Origin of the sequence: Streptomyces sp. NPDC048291 (assembly GCF_043201715.1) — a bacterium.
Taxonomy (GTDB): Bacteria; Actinomycetota; Actinomycetes; order Streptomycetales; family Streptomycetaceae; genus Streptomyces.
Genome location: NZ_JBICZC010000009.1, coordinates 112127 through 128839, shown reverse-complemented (window position 1 = coordinate 128839; position 16713 = coordinate 112127). Strand labels below are relative to the sequence as shown.

Genomic DNA, 16713 nt, shown 5'->3' with positions numbered 1-16713 from the left:
TGCCTTTCTCGTAGTTCTGCTAACCCTGTTGCGGTCGGGAACGCAGTTCCCGTCGGAGGATCTTCCCACTTGCCGTCTTCGGCAGGTCGGGCAGGATCTCCACCTGGCGCGGATATTTGTAGGCGGCCAGTCTCTCCTTGCAATAGAGGGCGAGATCGTCCGGGTCGGTTGCAGTTCCCGGACGAAGACTGATGTAGGCCTTGACGGTCTCGCCGCGGTAGCCGTCCGGCACCCCGACGACGGCCGCCTCGCGTACCGCCGGATGGGTGTACAGCACGTCCTCGACCTCGCGCGGCCAGACCTTGAAGCCGGACGCGTTGATCATGTCCTTCTTGCGGTCGACGACGTACAGCCAGCCCTCGGGGTCCATGAACCCGATGTCACCGGTGCGCAGTTCGCCGTCCGGGAAGGTCTCGGCGGTGGCCTCGGGCCGCCGCCAGTACCCGGGCACCACCTGCGGTCCGCGCACGGCGATCTCGCCCTGTTCGCCGAAGGGCAGCTCGTTGCCCTGGTCGTCGATGATGCGGACGAGCGTGTCGGGGCCGGGCACGCCGACCGCGAGGGTCCCGGAGGCGGGGTCGACGGGCGCCTCCAGCTCCGGCGGCACGGAGGCGCAGGGCGCGGTGCACTCGGTCAGCCCGTAGCCGTTGCGGATGTACGGCCCGAATCCGGCGCGGAACTTCTCCACCAGGGCGGGCGGCAGCGGCGCGCCGCCGGAGGAGATGTTGACGAAGGAGGCGAAGTGCTCCGGGGTGACGTCCGGGTGGGCGGCCAGGGCCATGAAGGCGGTGGACGGGCCGACCGTGTACTGCGGGCGGTGCTCGGCGAACGCCTCCAGGACCAGTCCCGGCTCGAAGCGGTACGTCAGCACGAGCGTGCCGACGCTGGTCAGGCAGGCGCAGAGCTGGCAGACCATGCCGGTGATGTGGAAGAGGGGCGCGAGAGCGTAGTAGACCGGCGCGTCGGGCAGCGCGAGCCCGGTCCGCTGCCGCTCGGCGTTGTACATGATGTTGCCGTGCAGGTTGGTGGCGCCCTTGGGAGCGCCGCTCGTCCCCGAGGTGTAGCTGATCAGCGCGATGTCGGAGGGCTCCGGATCCCGCCCCGCGGGCGGCTTCCCGCCCTGCCGTGCGACGGCGACCAGGTCCTCGGCGTCGGCGGCCTGGGGCAGCCGCCCGAAGGTCAGCACGCGCGCGTCGTCGCGCGTCTGGAAGTCCAGTTCGCTCGCGGTGAGCACGATCCGCACCGGCGAGCCGGCCGCCGTGTCGCGCAGGTACGACTCCCAGGCCCGCTGCGAGCAGACCAGCGCGGTCACCTCGGCGTCCCGCAGGACGTGCGAGACCTCACCCGACTTGTACATCGGGTTGACCGGCACGACGGTCGCGCCCGCCTTCCAGGCGCCGAGCAGCGCGAGCACGAAGTGCGGGGAGTTCTGCAGGACGACGGCGACCCGGTCGCCGCGCTCCAGGCCCCGCCCGGCGAGGTGCGCGGCGACCGCGTCGCTCAGCTCGTCGACCTCGCGGAAGCTGAGGCGGGCGTCGAAGTAGGCGAGGCAGGTGCGGTCGGGCGCCTCGGCGACGGCGGCCCGCAGGGCGTGCACCAGCGAGGCCGGCGGGTCGACCGGGCCGCGCTGGGCCTCGTTGAGCAGCGCCGCCCAGGGCCGGGCGGCATAGGGGGACTCGGTCCGTGTCTGGGTCACCGGGTGGCCTCCCACTTCTGCTGGAGGTGGTTCATGCTGGTCAGCCAGCGGTCCGGGTCGGCGGCCCGCGCCTGGTAGAAGTCGGCGACCTCGGGATGCGGCAGGATCAGGAACCGGTCCTCCGCCATCCCCTTGAACAGGGCGTCCGCGACCGCGTCCGGTTCGATCGCGGTCGGCTGGAGCACCAGGTCGCCCGCGCTGCCGGTGGCGGCGAGCATGTCGGTGCGCACGCCCTGCGGACAGATGGCGTGCACCTTCAGGCCCCGGTGCCGGTAGGTCAGCGACAGCCACTCGGCAAAGGCGTAGGCGCCGTGCTTGGTGACGCTGTAGGGCGCGGCGCCGATCATGGTGAGCAGTCCGGCGGCGGACACGGTCGACACGAACCGCCCGCTCCCCCGCTCCAGCCACTCCGGCACCAGTTCCTGCGCGGCGCGTACGTGCGCCATCACATTGACGTCCCAGGCGGACTCCCACACCGCCGCGTCGGCCGCCTCGGACCCGCCGGAGCCGAGCCCGGCGTTGGCGCAGTAGACGTCGACGCTCCCGCCGAGCGCGTCCCGGGCGGCGCCGACGATGCCGGACGCGTCCCCCGGAAGGGCGATCCCGCCGATCTCCGCGGCGACCGCGGCGGCCTTCTCCGCGTCCAGGTCGTTCACGACGACCCGGGCGCCTTCGGCGGCGAACCGGCGGGCGAGGGCGGCCCCGATGCCCCCTCCCGCTCCGGTGACGACGACTCGGGCATCTTGCACGGCTCCCACCATCGGTCTCCTTCGACACGACGCGACCAGACTCGGCTCAGCAACGACACACTAACCGGTCGGTATGTTCCAGGAAAGGTCCCGCCGCAACGCGCCCCGAAAGGGGCGCGGGGAACTGCGCGACCAGCCGGATCCGGCCCGCGGCCTGCAAGACTTCGTGCGGGAGCACTCGACGTGGAGGTCACCCCATGCGCCTGTCCAGAAGAGCTCTACTCACCGCCGCCACGGCAACCGCCTCGATCACGACGATGCCGGCGCCCACGGCCGACGCCCGCGATCACCTCAACACCGGGTTCGACCGCCTCGCCGCCGACGGCTACGCCCTCCTCGCCGCCCAGAAGACCGGCATCGTCACCAACCCCACCGGCATCACCCCCGACGCCCGCCACATCGTCGACGTCATGCACGCCGACCCCAGGGTCGAGCTGACGGCGGTCTTCGGCCCGGAACACGGTTTCCGCGGCACCGCCCAGGCCGGCGGCTCCGAGGGCCGCTACGGCGACCCGGCGACCGGCCTGCCCGTCTACGACACGTACCTCAAGAGCGGGCAGCCCCTCGCCGACGTCTTCACCGCGTCCGGCGTGGACACCGTCGTCTTCGACATCCAGGACGTCGGCGCCCGTTTCTACACGTACATCTGGACGCTGTACGACTGCATGGAGGCAGCCAGGCTGGCCGGCAAGCGCTTCGTCGTCCTCGACCGCCCGAACCCGGTGACCGGCCGCACGGCCGAAGGCCCGGTCCTGCACCGGGAGTTCGCCAGTTTCGTCGGCCGGCAACCGGTCGCGCAGGCGCACGGGATGACGGTCGCCGAGCTCGCGCGGCTGTTCAACGCGGAGTTCCTGGACCCGCCGGTCGCGCTGGACGTCGTGCCGATGACGGGCTGGCGGCGCTCCCGCTTCTACGACGCGTACGGCCTGCCCTGGGTGCCGCCGAGCCCCAACATGCCCACCCCGGACACCGCCCTCGTCTACTCGGGGACCTGCCTCTTCGAGGGCACGAACCTGTCGGAGGGACGCGGGACCACCCGCCCCTTCGAACTGCTCGGCGCCGACGGCATCGACGCGCGCTGGGCGGCCGCGGCCAACGAACTCGCGCTGCCGGGCGTGCGGTTCCGGGAGGCGTACTTCGCGCCCACCTTCTCCAAGTTCCAGGGCACGACGGTCGGCGGGGTGCAGATCCATGTGCACGACCGGGCCGCCTACGACCCGGTCGGCACCGGAATCGCCCTCCTCGTCACCGCGAAGAAGGTGTGGAGCGGCTTCGCCTGGCGCTCGGACGACTGGATCGACAGGCTCACCGGGTCCGCGCGCGTGCGCACGATGATCGACGCCGGCGCGGGCCCGGACGAGGTCGTCGGCGCCTGGCAGGACGAACTCGCCGCATTCCGCCGGGTCCGAAAGGAATTTCTCCTCTACAGGTGAGGCGCGGTGTATGGCCAACCTTGCCCCGCGGCGGGACGATGCGCCCACATCGCACCGGTTCGGGGGACGAGGAGCCTGGTATGGCGGATCCTGGGATGAGCGTGGCTCCCTACTGGGAGCTGACCTTCGACGCGGACGGGGACCCGGACGGCGCCGAACGCGACCGGCTGCTGGGCGAGATCGGCGGGCACGGCCTCCACGACCTGATCGTCTTCGCGCACGGCTGGAACAACGACCGTTCAGGGGCGACCCGCCTGTACCGGCGGTTCTTCGCACCGATCCCGAAGCTCGCGCCGAAGGCGCGGATCGGGTACGCCGGGGTGATCTGGCCGTCGATGCGGTTCTGCGACGAGCCGATCCCCGACTTCCCGACGTCCGTGGTGGCCGCGGAGGCGGTGGAGTCACCGGCGCCCGTCCTCGACAAGGACACCCGGCACGCCCTCCTGGAGACGTTCCCGGGGCGGGCCACCGTGGTCGACCAGATCGCGCGGATGCTGGACCAGCGGCCGGCGGACGAACTGGAGGAGTTCGGGCGGCTCGTCCGGCTGCTGGTCGAGGTCCTCCCCGGCGGCCCGCAGCCGCTGTTCGCGGCGGACACCCTCGCGGAGGGCGTCCCGCAGAGCGAGCCCGTGCTGTTCAGCGGGGACATCACCACCCTGTGCGAGGAGTTCGCGGCGGCGCTGGCCGCTCTCCGGGGCGGTGGCGACGCGGCCGGGTTCACCATGCCGAACCCCTGGGACGGCGCGAAGGAGCTGTTGCGGCAGGCGACGTACTACGCGATGAAGCGGCGCGCGGGGACCGTCGGGGAACGGGGGCTCGGCCGGGTGATCGGGCAGCTGGCCGGGGCGGCGCCGGACCTGCGGGTGCATCTGGTGGGGCACAGCTTCGGCGGCCGGCTGGTCTCGTTCGCGCTGCGCGGGCTGCCGGACGGGGTGCGCACGGTGAAGTCCGTGACCCTGCTGCAAGGGGCCTTCTCGCACTACGCGTTCGCCGCCCGGCTGCCCCACGACCCGCGCGCCGGCGGGGTGCTCCAGGGACAGCAGAACCGGATCGACGGCCCGCTGGTCTGCTGCTACTCCCACTTCGACGAGTCGCTCGGCACGCTGTACCCGCTGGCCTCGCGGATGGCGGACGACTGCGAGTCGGCGCTGGGCGAGGACGTGGCGCGGATGCTGGGCGACAGGTGGGGCGCGATGGGCCACGACGGCGTCCAGGAGGTGCCGGGCACCCGCTCGCTGGACCTGGCGGCGGCGCTGCGCGGGCCGCTCGCCGCGCCGGGCTGTGTGAACGTCGACGCGGCGGCGGTCGTACGGAAGGGCGGCCCGCCGTCCGGGGCGCACAGCGACATCGTGCACCCCGAACTGGCGCGGGTGGTGCTGACGGCGGGGCACATCGCGTGACCCCGCCGCCGTGGGACATCAGCGGTGTGACGTGAACTCGACGACCTGCTGGAAGGTCGGCCGGTTCTGCCAGCTGATGTTGTAGTGCTTGATGCCGCCCAGGGTGCGCTGCACGATCGAGTCGGCGCACCACTGGTCCCCCGCGGAGCACAGCGAGTCCCCGGGGTAGACGGTGGACGCGCTGGTGCCGGCCGCCGTCTTCAGGGTGCTGATCAGGATGTCCCGGCAGGCGCTGAGACTGCCGCCGCCGCAGTACTGCTCGGCGAGCGGCCCCGAAACGGTCTGGCCGAGCACCGACCGCATGTCCTTGTCGACATAACTCCACCAGCCGTACTGGAAGGAGCTTCCGGCATGCGCACCGGTCGGTCCGTGGGCGGCGGACGGGGTCTCGTCGATGTACAGGTTGTTGGTGAACGCGGTGTACAGGTCGTCACCGAGGCCGGGCTGGAACTCGGCCTTCACCAGCAGCGGCCACCAGGCGTCCAGGATCCGGACGGCGTCGGCGTTCGCGTACGTCTTCGAGCCCGCCGAGGTCTCCGTTCTCTTGCCGCCCGCGGTCAGCCAGGTCTGGAGCTTGGTGACGGCCGCGGCGGCCGTGGAGTCGGTCACCGTACTGCTGTTGATCACCTTCAGCAGGTCCGGCAGCACGTCCTCGGCCCGCAGGTCCGTGAGCGACGCGTCCGCCATGGCCTTGACGAGCGCGGATCTGGTGACACCGCCGGCGGCGACGAGTTTCTTCACCCGGTCGTTGAGCAGGTTGCCGCGGTGGACCGAGCCGTCACCCCAGCTCGCGGTCGTGTAGTTCAGCGCCTGTTTGTTGTTCCAGGAGATGTAGTAGTCCTGGTCCACCGACTGGGGGTGCGCGGAGGCCGGGGTGTAGTCGGCCGTGTTGGTGGTCGGGTCCCAGTTCTGCCACTCGTAGGCGGCCTGGCCCCAGACCGGGAACTCGGGGTCGACCCCGCTGGCCCGCACCGGGTTGTTGCCGCTGTTGTAGTACGCGGTGTGCGAGGAGTCGGCGTAGAACCAGTTGAAGGTGAAGTTGATGTGCTGCGCCGCGCTCTGGAAGGTCTGCGGGCTGTTCACGTAGTCGGGGTCGTTGAGCATCTGGAAGCCGATGATCGAGTCGGCCTCGTGCATGTACGAGGATCTCAGGGTGGTGTAGGCGACCTTCTTCCCGCCGACGGTGGCCCGGTATTCGACCGGGCCGTACTTGGTTTTCCACACTCTCATGGTGTACGAGCCGGCGGCCGTGCCGTCGGCCGTGGTCGGCTTCCAGGAGTTGCTCTGCTCGACCTCGTCCATGGCGGTGCAGGTGCCGTGGAACAGGTAGTGGTAGTCGTCCTGGCAGAGTTCGACCGCGTAGGAGTCGATGATGTCCTGGCCGGAGGTGGTCGCGGACCACGCGTAGTCCTGGCCGCGGCCCAGTTCGACGTACATGCTCAGGCCGGCGAAGGAGGCGCCGCGGGCGCTGATGCCCGGGCCCTGGATCTCCTGGAGCATGAGCAGCTGCGGGGCGAAGTAGCCGGTCTGCGGTCCGAACACGGCGATGGGGTGACCGCTCGCGGTGTACTTGCCGCTGACGACCAGCGCGTTGGACATCCCGCGCTTGGCCGAGCTGAGGGCGGTCGCGGTCGCCGCCGCGGAGGCCGCGTTCGCGCTCTGGTCGGCGCCGGTGCCGGTGGCGTTGTAGACGAGGGGTTCGGTGGTCACCGAACCGGCGTCCGGCAGCGCCTCGCCCTGCGGATTGTCCGGTTTGGTGCCGTACGGGAAGCTCTCGCCGTTGTGGACGGTGAGCACCGCCTCGGGGTCGTTGCGCTCGCGGAACGACTCCCAGACCTTGGTGCCCTCGGTCACGCCGTACTGCTCCTGGGCGGCGAGCAGCGAGAGGGCGTTGTTGACCTCGCCTCCGCCGCCGGAGCCGAACAGCGTGCCGATCACGGAGGCCAGCGCCACCAGGTCGGTGATCTTGAAGTGGTCGATCGTGCCGGCGTTGGTGATCGAGTCCTTGTGCCCGGTCAGCACGTACTCGCCGGGGAAGTACCGGCCGCTGTCGGAGGCGTCGATGTAGGAGTTGATGCCGGCGAGGTAGGCGTTGGCGTCCGCGAGGGCCTGCTGGCCGCGGGCGCCGTTGTTGGCGACGGCGTTGTCGATCTGCGCCTGGAGGTCCGCCTCGGTGTACGGGGCGTTGCGGTAGAACTCCTGCTCAAGCCCCTGGTTGGAGGCGACGCCACCGGCGAAGGTGGTCAGCTGGCCGCGGCCGACGTGCCGGAACACGTCCATGAGCCACAGCCGGTCCTCAGCGGCGGCATACCCCGCGCCGAACTCGGTGCCGTATCTGGTGGTACCGGTGATGTGCGGCACACCGGTGGCCTTGTCACGGACGATGGTGACGTCGCTGCGGCCGGCCGGATTCTCCGTGGAGGCGACTTGACTGGAAGCGACCCCGAACGACGAGTCGTTGAAGAACGTGTTGATCTTCGCGTCGGTGAGGGTGGAGTAGCCCGTGGCCAGGTTGTTGTAGGGGCCGAGCTGGTCCTCCGCATGGGAGGGCTGGGTACCGAAGGCCTGGTTGAGCAGGATCTGGGCGAGGGTGGCGTTGCCGTTCTCGCCGGGCGGCAGGATGTCGGAACACTGGCCGCCGCAGTAGTCGTTGGAGGCCGCGGCCGCCGCGGTGGTCGCTCCGGCCAGTGGGGTGAGCAGCCCGGCGATCAGCACGCACACGGATGCGGCTTTCAGGAACCCGGGGAGCTTGCGGGGAGTTCTCAGTCTGTCGAACAACGCGTGATGTCTGGTGCGCCGTGGCATGGCAGCTCCTCACGACGGGGGTGGTGCCGGACGTTACCGCCGGTATCCCCGGGATTGAAGATGAACATGCGTCAAGTTTTGGAAGGGTCGCCCGCGTCGGTGGCGTCACCGGCCGTCGGTCAAGGCGGGCGGCCTTATGGACGGCATCGGAAATCGGATGGAGCCGATTCGAGTGTCGATACGTCTATACGGCAACGCCGCGCGAAGCCCGTGCGGCGACGCCGAAGTGACCGAAGTACAGCTGCAGGTGTGACGGAGGTGCAGGGCGATGGCCGGTTTCCGGAGTCTGGCGAGACAGGTGCGAGACCCACGGTGCGATCTGGCGCTACGGCGTTACTCGCTGCGCAAGTGCCTGGAGCGGTTCGCTCCTTACGGGCACCGCGCGACCTGGGACCATCTCTGCTCGCGGGCCGGGTTCGGTCCCGAGGACCGCTCCCCCGATCCGGTGCGTCTCGTGGGCGCACTGGAGGAGCTGGAGGAGGCGCGGACGGTATGGCTCGGGTATGAGAGCGAGTTCGCCGAGCGCCGCAAGAAGGAGAAGCACGACGGGCTGCGCCGCCCGGGCAGCGTGGACGACTGGCACCGGCTGACCTGGGGCGGATTCGGAGTGGCCTGGTGCGACGACCCACGGGTCCATCCCGACGAACCACTCGCCGAGGTGCTGCGACGGCTGATCGCCGCCCTGGAGCGCGAACCGGGCACCCTCTGCCCGGTGTGCGAAGGGGAGCGCCTCATCTGGAAGTACGACCTGGACCACGAGCCCTCCGCCGGTCCGGTCTGCGCGGACTGCGGCATCCTGGTGCCGCGTCCGGTCCTCACCCCCGAGGCCCTGGCCTACGCCAGGCGCGGGCGGCTTCTCATGTCGGCCTGACCACGTGGGGGTGCGCCGGGGATGCCGCACCCCCCAACTGCCCGCAGGCCCGCGGTGGCCGACCGCGCACGACAGCGCCATAGCAGCGGCTAATCCGCTGGTTCCACCTGTTTCCCGTCCGGAGAGTTGGGTCCGATGAAACCCAGCTGAGGAACCCGCGGGTTCCCGCCGAGCGAGGAGCACCGATGTCGACGCTGCGCGTCACCGCCGAAGTGCTGACCGTCCACGAACACCCCAATGCCGACGCGCTGGAACTGGCTCAGGTGGGCCTCTACCGCGCGGTCGTCGCCAAGGGCGTCTACCGCACCGGCGAGACCGCCTTGTACATCCCCGAACAGGCCGTGCTGCCGGCCGAGCTGATCGGGGAACTGGGGCTGACCGGGCGGCTCGCGGGAAGCAACGCGGACCGGGTCAGGGCGGTGCGGCTGCGCGGTGAGCTGTCGCAGGGCATCGTGTGCCGTCCGCAGGCACTGGCCGGCGTCGACCTGGCGCGGGCGGAGGAGGAGGGCACCGACTTCGCGGAGACCCTCGGCATCACCAAGTGGGTGCCACCGGTCCCGCCCACGATGGACGGCGACGTCGAGCCGGCACCCGATCTGCTGCCGTGGGTCGACATCGAGAACATCCAGCGTTACCCCGGCATCTTCGAGCCCGGCGAACCGGTGGTCCTCACCGAGAAGGTCCACGGCTCGGCCTGCCTGCTCACCTACATCGCCGACGAGGACCGGGTGTACGTCTCCTCCAAGGGATTCGGCGCGAAGTCCCTGGCCCTCAAGGAGGATCCGCGCAACCTCTACTGGCGGGCGGTGCGCGGCCACGGCGTCGCCGAGACGGCCCGGCGTCTCGCCGAACGGCTCGGCGCGCGCCGGGTCGGGATCTTCGGGGAGGTGTACGGGGCGGGGGTGCAGGACCTGACGTACGGCGCCGACGGGCGACGGGAGTCGCTCGGATACACCGCGTTCGACGTGTCGGCCGACGTCGGCGGAGCGGTGCGGTGGCTGGACGCGGCGGAGTTCCTCGCAGGCGAACTGCCGCTGGCGCCACGGCTGTTCGAGGGTCCGTACGACATCGAAAGGGTGCTGGAGGTCGCGAGCGGGCGGGAGACCGTGTCCGGGCGGGGGCTGCACCTGCGGGAGGGCGTGGTGATCCGGCCGGCGGTGGAGCGGTACAGCACGGTGACCGGGGGCCGGGCGATCGCGAAGGCGGTGAGTCCGGCGTACCTGACGCGGAAAGGTGGGACCGAGTTCGAGTAGGCGCCCGGGACGGGGCCGGGGGGTACGGACGCTCACCGGCGCTTGCCGGGTGCCGCCGCGCCCACCCGTGCCGCCCTGCGGCACGCCTGCCCGCAGCTATGTTTTCAGGAGCGCGGGGAACTGCGCGACCAGCCCCCACCAACCCGCGGCGGAGTGGCTGCCCGCAGCCAGGACGTGCCCCGTAAGGGGCGCGGGGAACTGCGCGAGCAACCCCCACGCGCCCGCAGGCGAACTACGGGCGGCCCGTCTCCGGTAGCAGGCGGGAGCCCGCCAGGCGGCGGCCTAGCGTGTCGTCCGGGTTGGACAGCACGCAGCTGTTCAAGGAGAGGCACCCGCAGCCGATGCAGTCCGTCAAGTGGTCGCGGAGCCGGTTCAGCTGCCTGATGCGCTCGTCCAGTTCCGCGCGCCAGGCCTCCGACAGGCGGGCCCAGTCCTCGCGGGTCGGAGTGCGCTCCTCGGGGAGTTCCGAGAGGGCCGCGCGGATCGTCGCGAGGGGGATGCCGACGCGCTGTGCCGCCCGGACGAAGGCCACCCGGCGGAGCGTGTCGCGGGTGTAGCGGCGCTGGTTGCCGGAGGTCCGCCGGCTGCTGATGAGGCCCTTGGCCTCGTAGAAGTGCAGCGCGGAGACGGCGGCGCCGCTGCGTGCGGACAACTGGCCCACGGTCAGTTCGTGGATCTTCTCGGGAATCTGCGGCACCCCGCAGACACTACCCACCGGGTGCGCGTCGCGGTCCGTTGACAGGGGACCCGTACCCGACCATGCTAAGCAGTTGCTTAGACAAGGCAGACGTGACCCGTGAGTGCGAGAGGGCCGGCGACATGGCAGAACCGAGGATCTTCACCTCCCCCGACGAGCTGAAGGGGGCCGTGGGCGAGCAGCTGGGCCACACCGACTGGCTGGAGGTCGACCAGAAGCGGATCGACCTGTTCGCGGAGGCGACCGGCGACCACCAGTGGATCCACGTCGACCCGGAGAAGGCGGCCGCAGGACCGTTCGGCACGACCATCGCGCACGGCTACCTGACCCTGTCGCTGCTCCCGCTCTTCGGCCCGCAGCTGATCAAGGTCGAGGGCGTGAAGATGGGCGTGAACTACGGCACCAACAAGGTCCGCTTCCCCGCCCCCGTCCCGGTCGGCTCCCGGCTGCGCGCCACCGCGAAGATCACCGGTGTCGAGGACGTCGCGGGCGGCGTCCAGGTGACGGTCGCCTTCAGCGTGGAGCGCGAGGGCGGCGACAAGCCGGTCTGCGTCGCGGAGTCGGTGTCCCGGTACTACCTCTGAGGGCGGCGGGCCGCTACTTGGCCCCGACCATCCGCAGCACGAGGTCGGCGTAGAGCGCGCCGACCTCCTCGGGGGTGCGGGGCCCGTTGACGTTGAACCAGCGGGCGACGTCGATGGAGAGCGACAGCACCGCGAGGGTGGTGCCGCGCACGTCGATGACGTCGAACTCGCCGGACTCGACGCCCTCCTGGATGATCCCGCGCACCTCGGCGTCGACCTGGTGGCGCAGGTCGAGGATCTCGGCGCGGGCCTCGGGGCCGAGGGCGTCGAGTTCGTACTGCACGACCCGGGCGGTGGTGCGCCGCCCGGCGTGCCAGCGGACGAAGGAGCTGACGGCGTCGGCGAGCCGCTCGGTGGCGGTGCCCTCCCGCCGGGCGGCCGTCTGGAGGATCTCCAGGGCCCGGTCGTGACCGATGCGGCTGATCCGGTGGAGCAGCTCTTCCTTGGTCTTGTAGTGGATGTAGAGCGCGGCGGGGCTCATGCCGGCCCGGCCCGCGATGTCGCGGGTGGTGGTGGCGTGGTAGCCGCGCTCGGCGAAGGCCTCCACGGCGGCGACCAGCAGTCGCCGGGCCGCGTCAGGGGTGACCTCTTCCCACGGCTCGACCTCGCCGCCGGTCGTCTCCTCCGCCGTACTCATCGCTCGCTCGCCCCTCTCGGTACCGGAGCTCCACCATACCGCCCCGGCTGAGCGAGCGCTTAGTGTGGCCGCTCAGAGCTTCTCGAAGGGGTCGTGCTCGGCGAGCAGCTTCTCCAGCCGGGCCTGGTCGACGCGGCTGACGATCTGCCCGGCCTCCTGACGGTCGCGGACGACCTTCGCGAGGGTGAAGGCGGAGGTGACGAGGTAGAGCACGGCGATGCCGAGGAAGCCGCGGACCCAGGCGTCGGCGTGCAGCCGGAAGATGCCGATGGCGGTGGCCGTGAGGGCGAGGGCGAAGGAGGCGACGGCCTGCCCGTAGAAGGCGGCCGTGTTCTGGTGTCTGACCGGTGTGTCGCTCATGGGTAGAGCATCGGCCGACGTGGCCCGCGCCACATCCGTCGGGATACTCAGCGCGGTGCAGGGGCGTACTCAGAACGCCGAGACGCCCGTCAGCGCCCGCCCGATGAGGAGCTTCTGGATCTGGCTGGTGCCCTCGTAGAGGGTCATCACGCGGGCGTCGCGCAGGAGTTTGCCCGCCGGGTACTCGTCGATGTAGCCGTAGCCGCCGAAGACCTGGAGGGCGTTGTTGGCGGCGCGCACGGCGGCCTCGGAGGCGAAGAGCTTGGCCTTGGAGGACTCGGTGGCGAACGGCAGCCCCCGGTCGATCAGATCGGCGACCCGCCAGGTCAGCAGGCGGGCCGCGTCCACGTCGACGGCGATGTCGCTGATGAGCTCCTGGACGAGCTGGTGCCCGGCGATCGGCGTGCCGAACTGCTCGCGCTCCCCGGCGTAGCGCACGGCCGCGTCCAGTGCGGCCTGCGCTATGCCGACACAGCCGGCGGCGACCGACATCCGCCCCTTGGCGAGCGCGGACATGGCGACCGAGAAGCCCTTGCCCTCGGGGCCGAGCATCGCCGAGGCGGGGATCCGGACGTCCTCCAGGACGAACTCGGCGGTGGCCTGGCCGCGCAGGCCGAGCTTGCCGTGCAGGGGACGGCGGGTGAGGCCGGGGGTGTCGGCCGGCACCAGGAAGGCGGAGACGCCCTTGTGGCCGGGGGCGTCGGTGGAGCGGGCGAAGAGGAGGACGACGTCCGCCCAGGTGCCGTTGGTGATGAACATCTTGGTGCCGTTGACGACGTAGTCGTCGCCGTCGCGAACGGCGCGGGCGGTGAGGTTGCCCGCGTCGGAGCCGGTGCCGGGTTCGGTGAGGCCGAAGCAGCCGACGTACGAGCCGGAGGTGAGCCCCGGCAGCCAGCGCCGCTTCTGCTCCTCGGTGCCCCAGGCGGCGATGGTCTTGGCGACCAGTCCCAGGGACACGGAGACGATCCCGCGGACCGAGGAGTCCCCCCGGCCCAGCTCCTCCGTCACCAGGCAGTACGCGAGATGGTCGCCGCCCGAGCCGCCGTACTCCTCGTCGACGGTCAGGCCCAGGAAGCCGACCTCGCCGAGCTTCTTCACGATGCCCCGGTCGACCTCCTCGGCGCGGTCCCAGGCGATCACGTTCGGGGTGATCTCGCGGTCGACGAAGTCCCGGGCGAGCCGGCGTACGGCGGTCTGCTCCTCGCTGAGCCCCAGGTTCACCATGCGACCACCCTTTAATTAGCACTGCTAGTTTATTTCCCCGGCCCTACTATGTGCGCCATGGCCCGACCGCGCAAGCCCCTCCTCAGCACCGACCGGATCGTCCGGACGGCCCGGGAACTCGTGGACGCGGAGGGTCTGGCGGCCGTCTCGACCCGCCGGCTGGCCGCCGAGCTGGGGGTGAGCGGGCCCTCGCTCTACAACCACTTCCGCACCAAGGACGAGATCCTGGAGGCGGTCGCGGACTCGGTCAGCGCGCAGGTCGACCTGTCGATGTTCGAAGACCCCGGGCAGGGCGCCGGACGGGAGTGGCGGACCGCGCTGCACGACTGGGCGGTTTCCTACCGGACGGCACTGCGGGCCCACCCGAACATCGTCCCGGTACTCGCCCGCGGCCCCGGCCGCCGCCCGGCGGGCCTGCGGCTCGCCGACGTGGTCTACGGCGCGATGGTGGACGCGGGGTGGCCGCCGGCGCAGGCGACGTCGATCGGGGCGCTGATGCGGTACTTCATCATGGGCTCGGCGCTGGGGTCGTTCGCCGGGGGCTTCGTGGACGACGCGAGCGCGTACGATCCGGCCGACTATCCGCATCTGGGGCAGGCGCATCTGCTCTCCGAGCGCCAGGAGAAGATCGACGAGCGGGCGTTCGAGACGGGGTTGCGGGCGTTGCTGGACGGGTTGGCCGAGCAATTCACGCAGGTGAAGGGGACGGCGTAGGGGGCGGTCCGGCCGACGGTCGGCTGCGGGCCGGTGGGGGCTGGCCGCGCAGTTCCCCGCGCCCCTCACGGGGCTACCCGGCTGCGGGCATGCGTGCCGCTAGGGGCGGCACGGGTGGGCGCTGGGGGTCCCCCGGCCGAAGGCTGGGGGAAGCACCCGGCAAGCGCCGGTGAGCGTCCCCGCCTCCGGCCCCGCCCCCTACCCACCCGTCCGAAATCCGCCAGCCCCCGCACGCCCCCTCTCCTTACCCTCGACCACATGAAGAAGCCCGACCACCGCCTCCTCCCCGTCGCCGCAGCCGTCGTCACCGTCGTGCTGTGGGCCTCGGCCTTCGTGTCGATCCGCAGTGCGGGTGACTCCTACTCCCCCGGCGCGCTCGCCCTCGGCCGGCTGCTCTCCGGGGCGGTCGTGCTCGGGATCCTGTGCGCCGTACGGCGCGAAGGGCTGCCGCCCAGGTCCGCCTGGCGCGGCATCGCGTTGTCGGGCGTGCTGTGGTTCGGCTTCTACATGGTCGTCCTCAACTGGGGCGAGCAGCAGGTGGACGCGGGGACGGCCGCCCTCGTGGTGAACGTCGGCCCCCTGCTGATCGCCCTGCTCGGGGCCCGGCTGCTCGGTGATCCCATGCCGCCCCGGCTGCTCGCCGGGATGGCGGTGTCCTTCGCGGGCGCGGTGACCGTGGGTCTCTCGATGGCCGGCGGGGGCGGCTCCTCGGTGCTGGGGGTGGTGCTGTGCCTGCTCGCGGCGGTCGCCTACGCCGCCGGTGTCGTCTCCCAGAAGCCCGCGCTGGCCCGGGCGAGCGCGCTCCAGGCCACCACGTACGGGTGCCTCGTCGGCGCCGTCGTCTGTCTGCCGTTCGCCGGGCAGCTGGTGCACCAGGCGGCCGACGCCCCGCTGTCCGCCACCCTCAACATGGTGTATCTCGGTGTCTTCCCGACCGCGCTCGCCTTCACGACCTGGGCGTACGCCCTCGCCCGTACCACCGCGAGCCGGATGGGCGCGACGACGTATGCCGTGCCCGCGCTGGTGGTGCTGATGTCCTGGCTGGTCCTGGGCGAGGTACCCGGACCGGTCACCCTGGCGGGCGGGGTGCTGTGCCTGGCCGGTGTGGCCGTGTCCCGGTCCCGGGCGCGTGCTCCCCGGGCCGTGCCGGCGGCCGGGGAGCCCCGCTCCGAGCAGGTGTCGTGACGGCCGGTCAGAAGACGACCAGGGCCCGGCCGCCCTTGCCGGCCAGCATGTTCTCGAAGGCGACCGGGATGTCCTCCAGCGCGATCCGTTCCGTCACCAGCGCGCTCAGGTCCAGGCGGCCCGCCCGGACGTGTTCGGCGAGCAGCGGCAGGTCGCGGGCCGGGTCCGAGTTGCCGTAGACGCAGCCGGAGAGGGTGCGGCCCCAGTGGAAGAGCTCCAGGGCGTCGAAGGTGACCTGTTCGGTCCTGGCACCGATGCCGACCACCGTCGTACGGCCGCCCCGGCGGGTGGACTCCCAGGCCGCGCGGATGCTGACCGCGCGGCCCACGCACTCCACGGCGACGTCGACGCCCTGCTTGTCCGTCAGGGCGCGGATCGCGCGGGGTGTGGTGTCGGAGGCGACGACGAAGTCCGTGGCGCCGGCGGCGCGTGCGAGGCCTTCCTTCTCCGCCGAGACGTCCACCGCGACGATCCGGGAGGCACCCGCGATCCGGGCCGCCTGGACGGTGGCCAGACCCACCCCGCCGACGCCGAACACCGCGACCGTCTCGCCCTCGCGGACCCGCGCCGAGTGGTGGACGGCACCGTAGCCGGTGAGGACCGCGCAGCCGAGGAGGGCCGCGTCGGTGAGCGGGATGCCCGCGGGCAGGGGCAGGACGCAGGACTCGGGGACCACGGTCTCCTCGGCGAAGGCCGCCACGTTCAGGCCGGGGTGCAGGTCGGTGCCGTCCGCCGTACGGGCGTAGACGTCGGCGGAGCCGTTCAGCGCGTTGGCGCAGAGCCAGACCTCGCCCAGCGTGCAGGCGTGGCAACTGCCGCAGGAAGGGGCCCAGTTGAGGACGACCTGGGCGCCGGGCGCCAGCCGGGTGACGCCCTCGCCCACGGCCACCACGGTGCCCGCGCCCTCGTGGCCGAGGACCGCCGGGACCGGCACCCGCATGGTGCCGTCCGAGAGGGAGAGGTCGGAGTGGCAGACGCCGGCGGCGGCGAGCCGGACCCGGACCTGTCCGGGTCCGGGGTCCGGGAGTTCGATCCCGGTGACCGACAGCGGGGCGCCCACGGCGGGCAGTACGGCGGCTCGGACCGTGAAAGTCATCGCAGGAAC

Annotated in this window: 15 protein-coding genes; 7 read left to right on the top strand and 8 right to left on the bottom strand. The window is 71.6% G+C overall.

Translation table 11 applies throughout. The features are described 5' to 3' along the window. Window positions 1–19: 19 nt before the first annotated feature. Together ACGF5O_RS24640 and ACGF5O_RS24635 are read right to left on the bottom strand one after the other, a co-directional pair. Entirely contained in the window at window positions 20–1696 is a 1677-nt protein-coding gene (locus tag ACGF5O_RS24640) for an AMP-binding protein (RefSeq protein ID WP_393812042.1), read from the bottom strand. Further along, window positions 1693–2457, bottom strand: coding sequence for an SDR family oxidoreductase (locus ACGF5O_RS24635; protein ID WP_393812041.1), 765 nt, complete (start codon window positions 2455–2457; stop codon window positions 1693–1695). Before ACGF5O_RS24635 ends, ACGF5O_RS24640 begins: the two co-directional genes overlap by 4 nt. A 185-nt stretch (window positions 2458–2642) precedes the next feature. Between ACGF5O_RS24635 and ACGF5O_RS24630 the strand changes: the two genes are divergently transcribed. Both ACGF5O_RS24630 and ACGF5O_RS24625 read left to right on the top strand, forming a co-directional pair. Next, window positions 2643–3878 (top strand): exo-beta-N-acetylmuramidase NamZ domain-containing protein, encoded by a 1236-nt coding sequence (locus tag ACGF5O_RS24630; RefSeq protein ID WP_393812040.1) that lies wholly within the window; start codon window positions 2643–2645, stop codon window positions 3876–3878. 80 nt (window positions 3879–3958) lie between these two features. Then, window positions 3959–5278: a serine-threonine protein kinase gene (locus ACGF5O_RS24625; RefSeq protein WP_393812039.1), complete on the top strand. Its 1320-nt coding sequence runs from the start codon at window positions 3959–3961 to the stop codon at window positions 5276–5278. An 18-nt stretch (window positions 5279–5296) separates the two neighbouring features. Here ACGF5O_RS24625 and ACGF5O_RS24620 read toward each other — a convergent pair whose 3' ends face one another. After that, on the bottom strand, window positions 5297–8083 hold the full coding sequence (locus tag ACGF5O_RS24620) for a penicillin acylase family protein (RefSeq protein ID WP_393812038.1): 2787 nt from the start codon (window positions 8081–8083) through the stop codon (window positions 5297–5299). Window positions 8084–8351: 268 nt separating this feature from the next. Here ACGF5O_RS24620 and ACGF5O_RS24615 point away from each other — a divergent pair, with 268 nt between their 5' ends. Both ACGF5O_RS24615 and ACGF5O_RS24610 read left to right on the top strand, forming a co-directional pair. Further along, on the top strand, window positions 8352–8954 hold the full coding sequence (locus ACGF5O_RS24615; RefSeq protein ID WP_393812037.1) for a hypothetical protein: 603 nt from the start codon (window positions 8352–8354) through the stop codon (window positions 8952–8954). Between the two features lie 185 nt (window positions 8955–9139). After that, window positions 9140–10207 carry an RNA ligase (ATP) gene (locus ACGF5O_RS24610; RefSeq protein ID WP_393812036.1) on the top strand — a complete coding sequence of 356 codons (1068 nt, stop codon included), beginning with the start codon at window positions 9140–9142 and terminating at the stop codon, window positions 10205–10207. 232 nt (window positions 10208–10439) lie between these two features. Here ACGF5O_RS24610 and soxR read toward each other — a convergent pair whose 3' ends face one another. Continuing rightward, window positions 10440–10904, bottom strand: a complete 465-nt coding sequence (soxR, locus tag ACGF5O_RS24605; RefSeq protein WP_362594355.1) for a redox-sensitive transcriptional activator SoxR — start codon at window positions 10902–10904, stop codon at window positions 10440–10442. A 122-nt stretch (window positions 10905–11026) separates the two neighbouring features. Here soxR and ACGF5O_RS24600 point away from each other — a divergent pair, with 122 nt between their 5' ends. Then, the gene (locus ACGF5O_RS24600) at window positions 11027–11488 is read left to right on the top strand and encodes a MaoC family dehydratase (RefSeq protein ID WP_393812035.1); all 462 of its coding nucleotides are present in this window, start codon (window positions 11027–11029) and stop codon (window positions 11486–11488) included. Between the two features lie 13 nt (window positions 11489–11501). On the opposite strand, the gene ACGF5O_RS24595 is transcribed toward ACGF5O_RS24600, so the two are convergent. The 3 genes from ACGF5O_RS24595 to ACGF5O_RS24585 form a co-directional block, all read right to left on the bottom strand. Then, window positions 11502–12125, bottom strand: a complete 624-nt coding sequence (locus tag ACGF5O_RS24595) for a TetR/AcrR family transcriptional regulator (RefSeq protein ID WP_393812034.1) — start codon at window positions 12123–12125, stop codon at window positions 11502–11504. A 72-nt stretch (window positions 12126–12197) separates the two neighbouring features. Continuing rightward, complete coding sequence (locus tag ACGF5O_RS24590) at window positions 12198–12485, bottom strand: YiaA/YiaB family inner membrane protein (protein WP_093504975.1); 288 nt, start codon at window positions 12483–12485, stop codon at window positions 12198–12200. A gap of 69 nt (window positions 12486–12554) precedes the next feature. Continuing rightward, on the bottom strand, window positions 12555–13706 hold the full coding sequence (locus ACGF5O_RS24585) for an acyl-CoA dehydrogenase family protein (RefSeq protein ID WP_393812335.1): 1152 nt from the start codon (window positions 13704–13706) through the stop codon (window positions 12555–12557). 60 nt (window positions 13707–13766) lie between these two features. Between ACGF5O_RS24585 and ACGF5O_RS24580 the strand changes: the two genes are divergently transcribed. Together ACGF5O_RS24580 and ACGF5O_RS24575 are read left to right on the top strand one after the other, a co-directional pair. After that, window positions 13767–14423, top strand: a complete 657-nt coding sequence (locus ACGF5O_RS24580) for a TetR/AcrR family transcriptional regulator (protein WP_393812033.1) — start codon at window positions 13767–13769, stop codon at window positions 14421–14423. A 258-nt stretch (window positions 14424–14681) separates the two neighbouring features. Continuing rightward, entirely contained in the window at window positions 14682–15608 is a 927-nt protein-coding gene (locus ACGF5O_RS24575; protein WP_393812032.1) for a DMT family transporter, read from the top strand. A 7-nt stretch (window positions 15609–15615) separates the two neighbouring features. On the opposite strand, the gene ACGF5O_RS24570 is transcribed toward ACGF5O_RS24575, so the two are convergent. Continuing rightward, window positions 15616–16704, bottom strand: a complete 1089-nt coding sequence (locus ACGF5O_RS24570) for a Zn-dependent alcohol dehydrogenase (RefSeq protein WP_393812031.1) — start codon at window positions 16702–16704, stop codon at window positions 15616–15618. Window positions 16705–16713 lie beyond the last annotated feature (9 nt).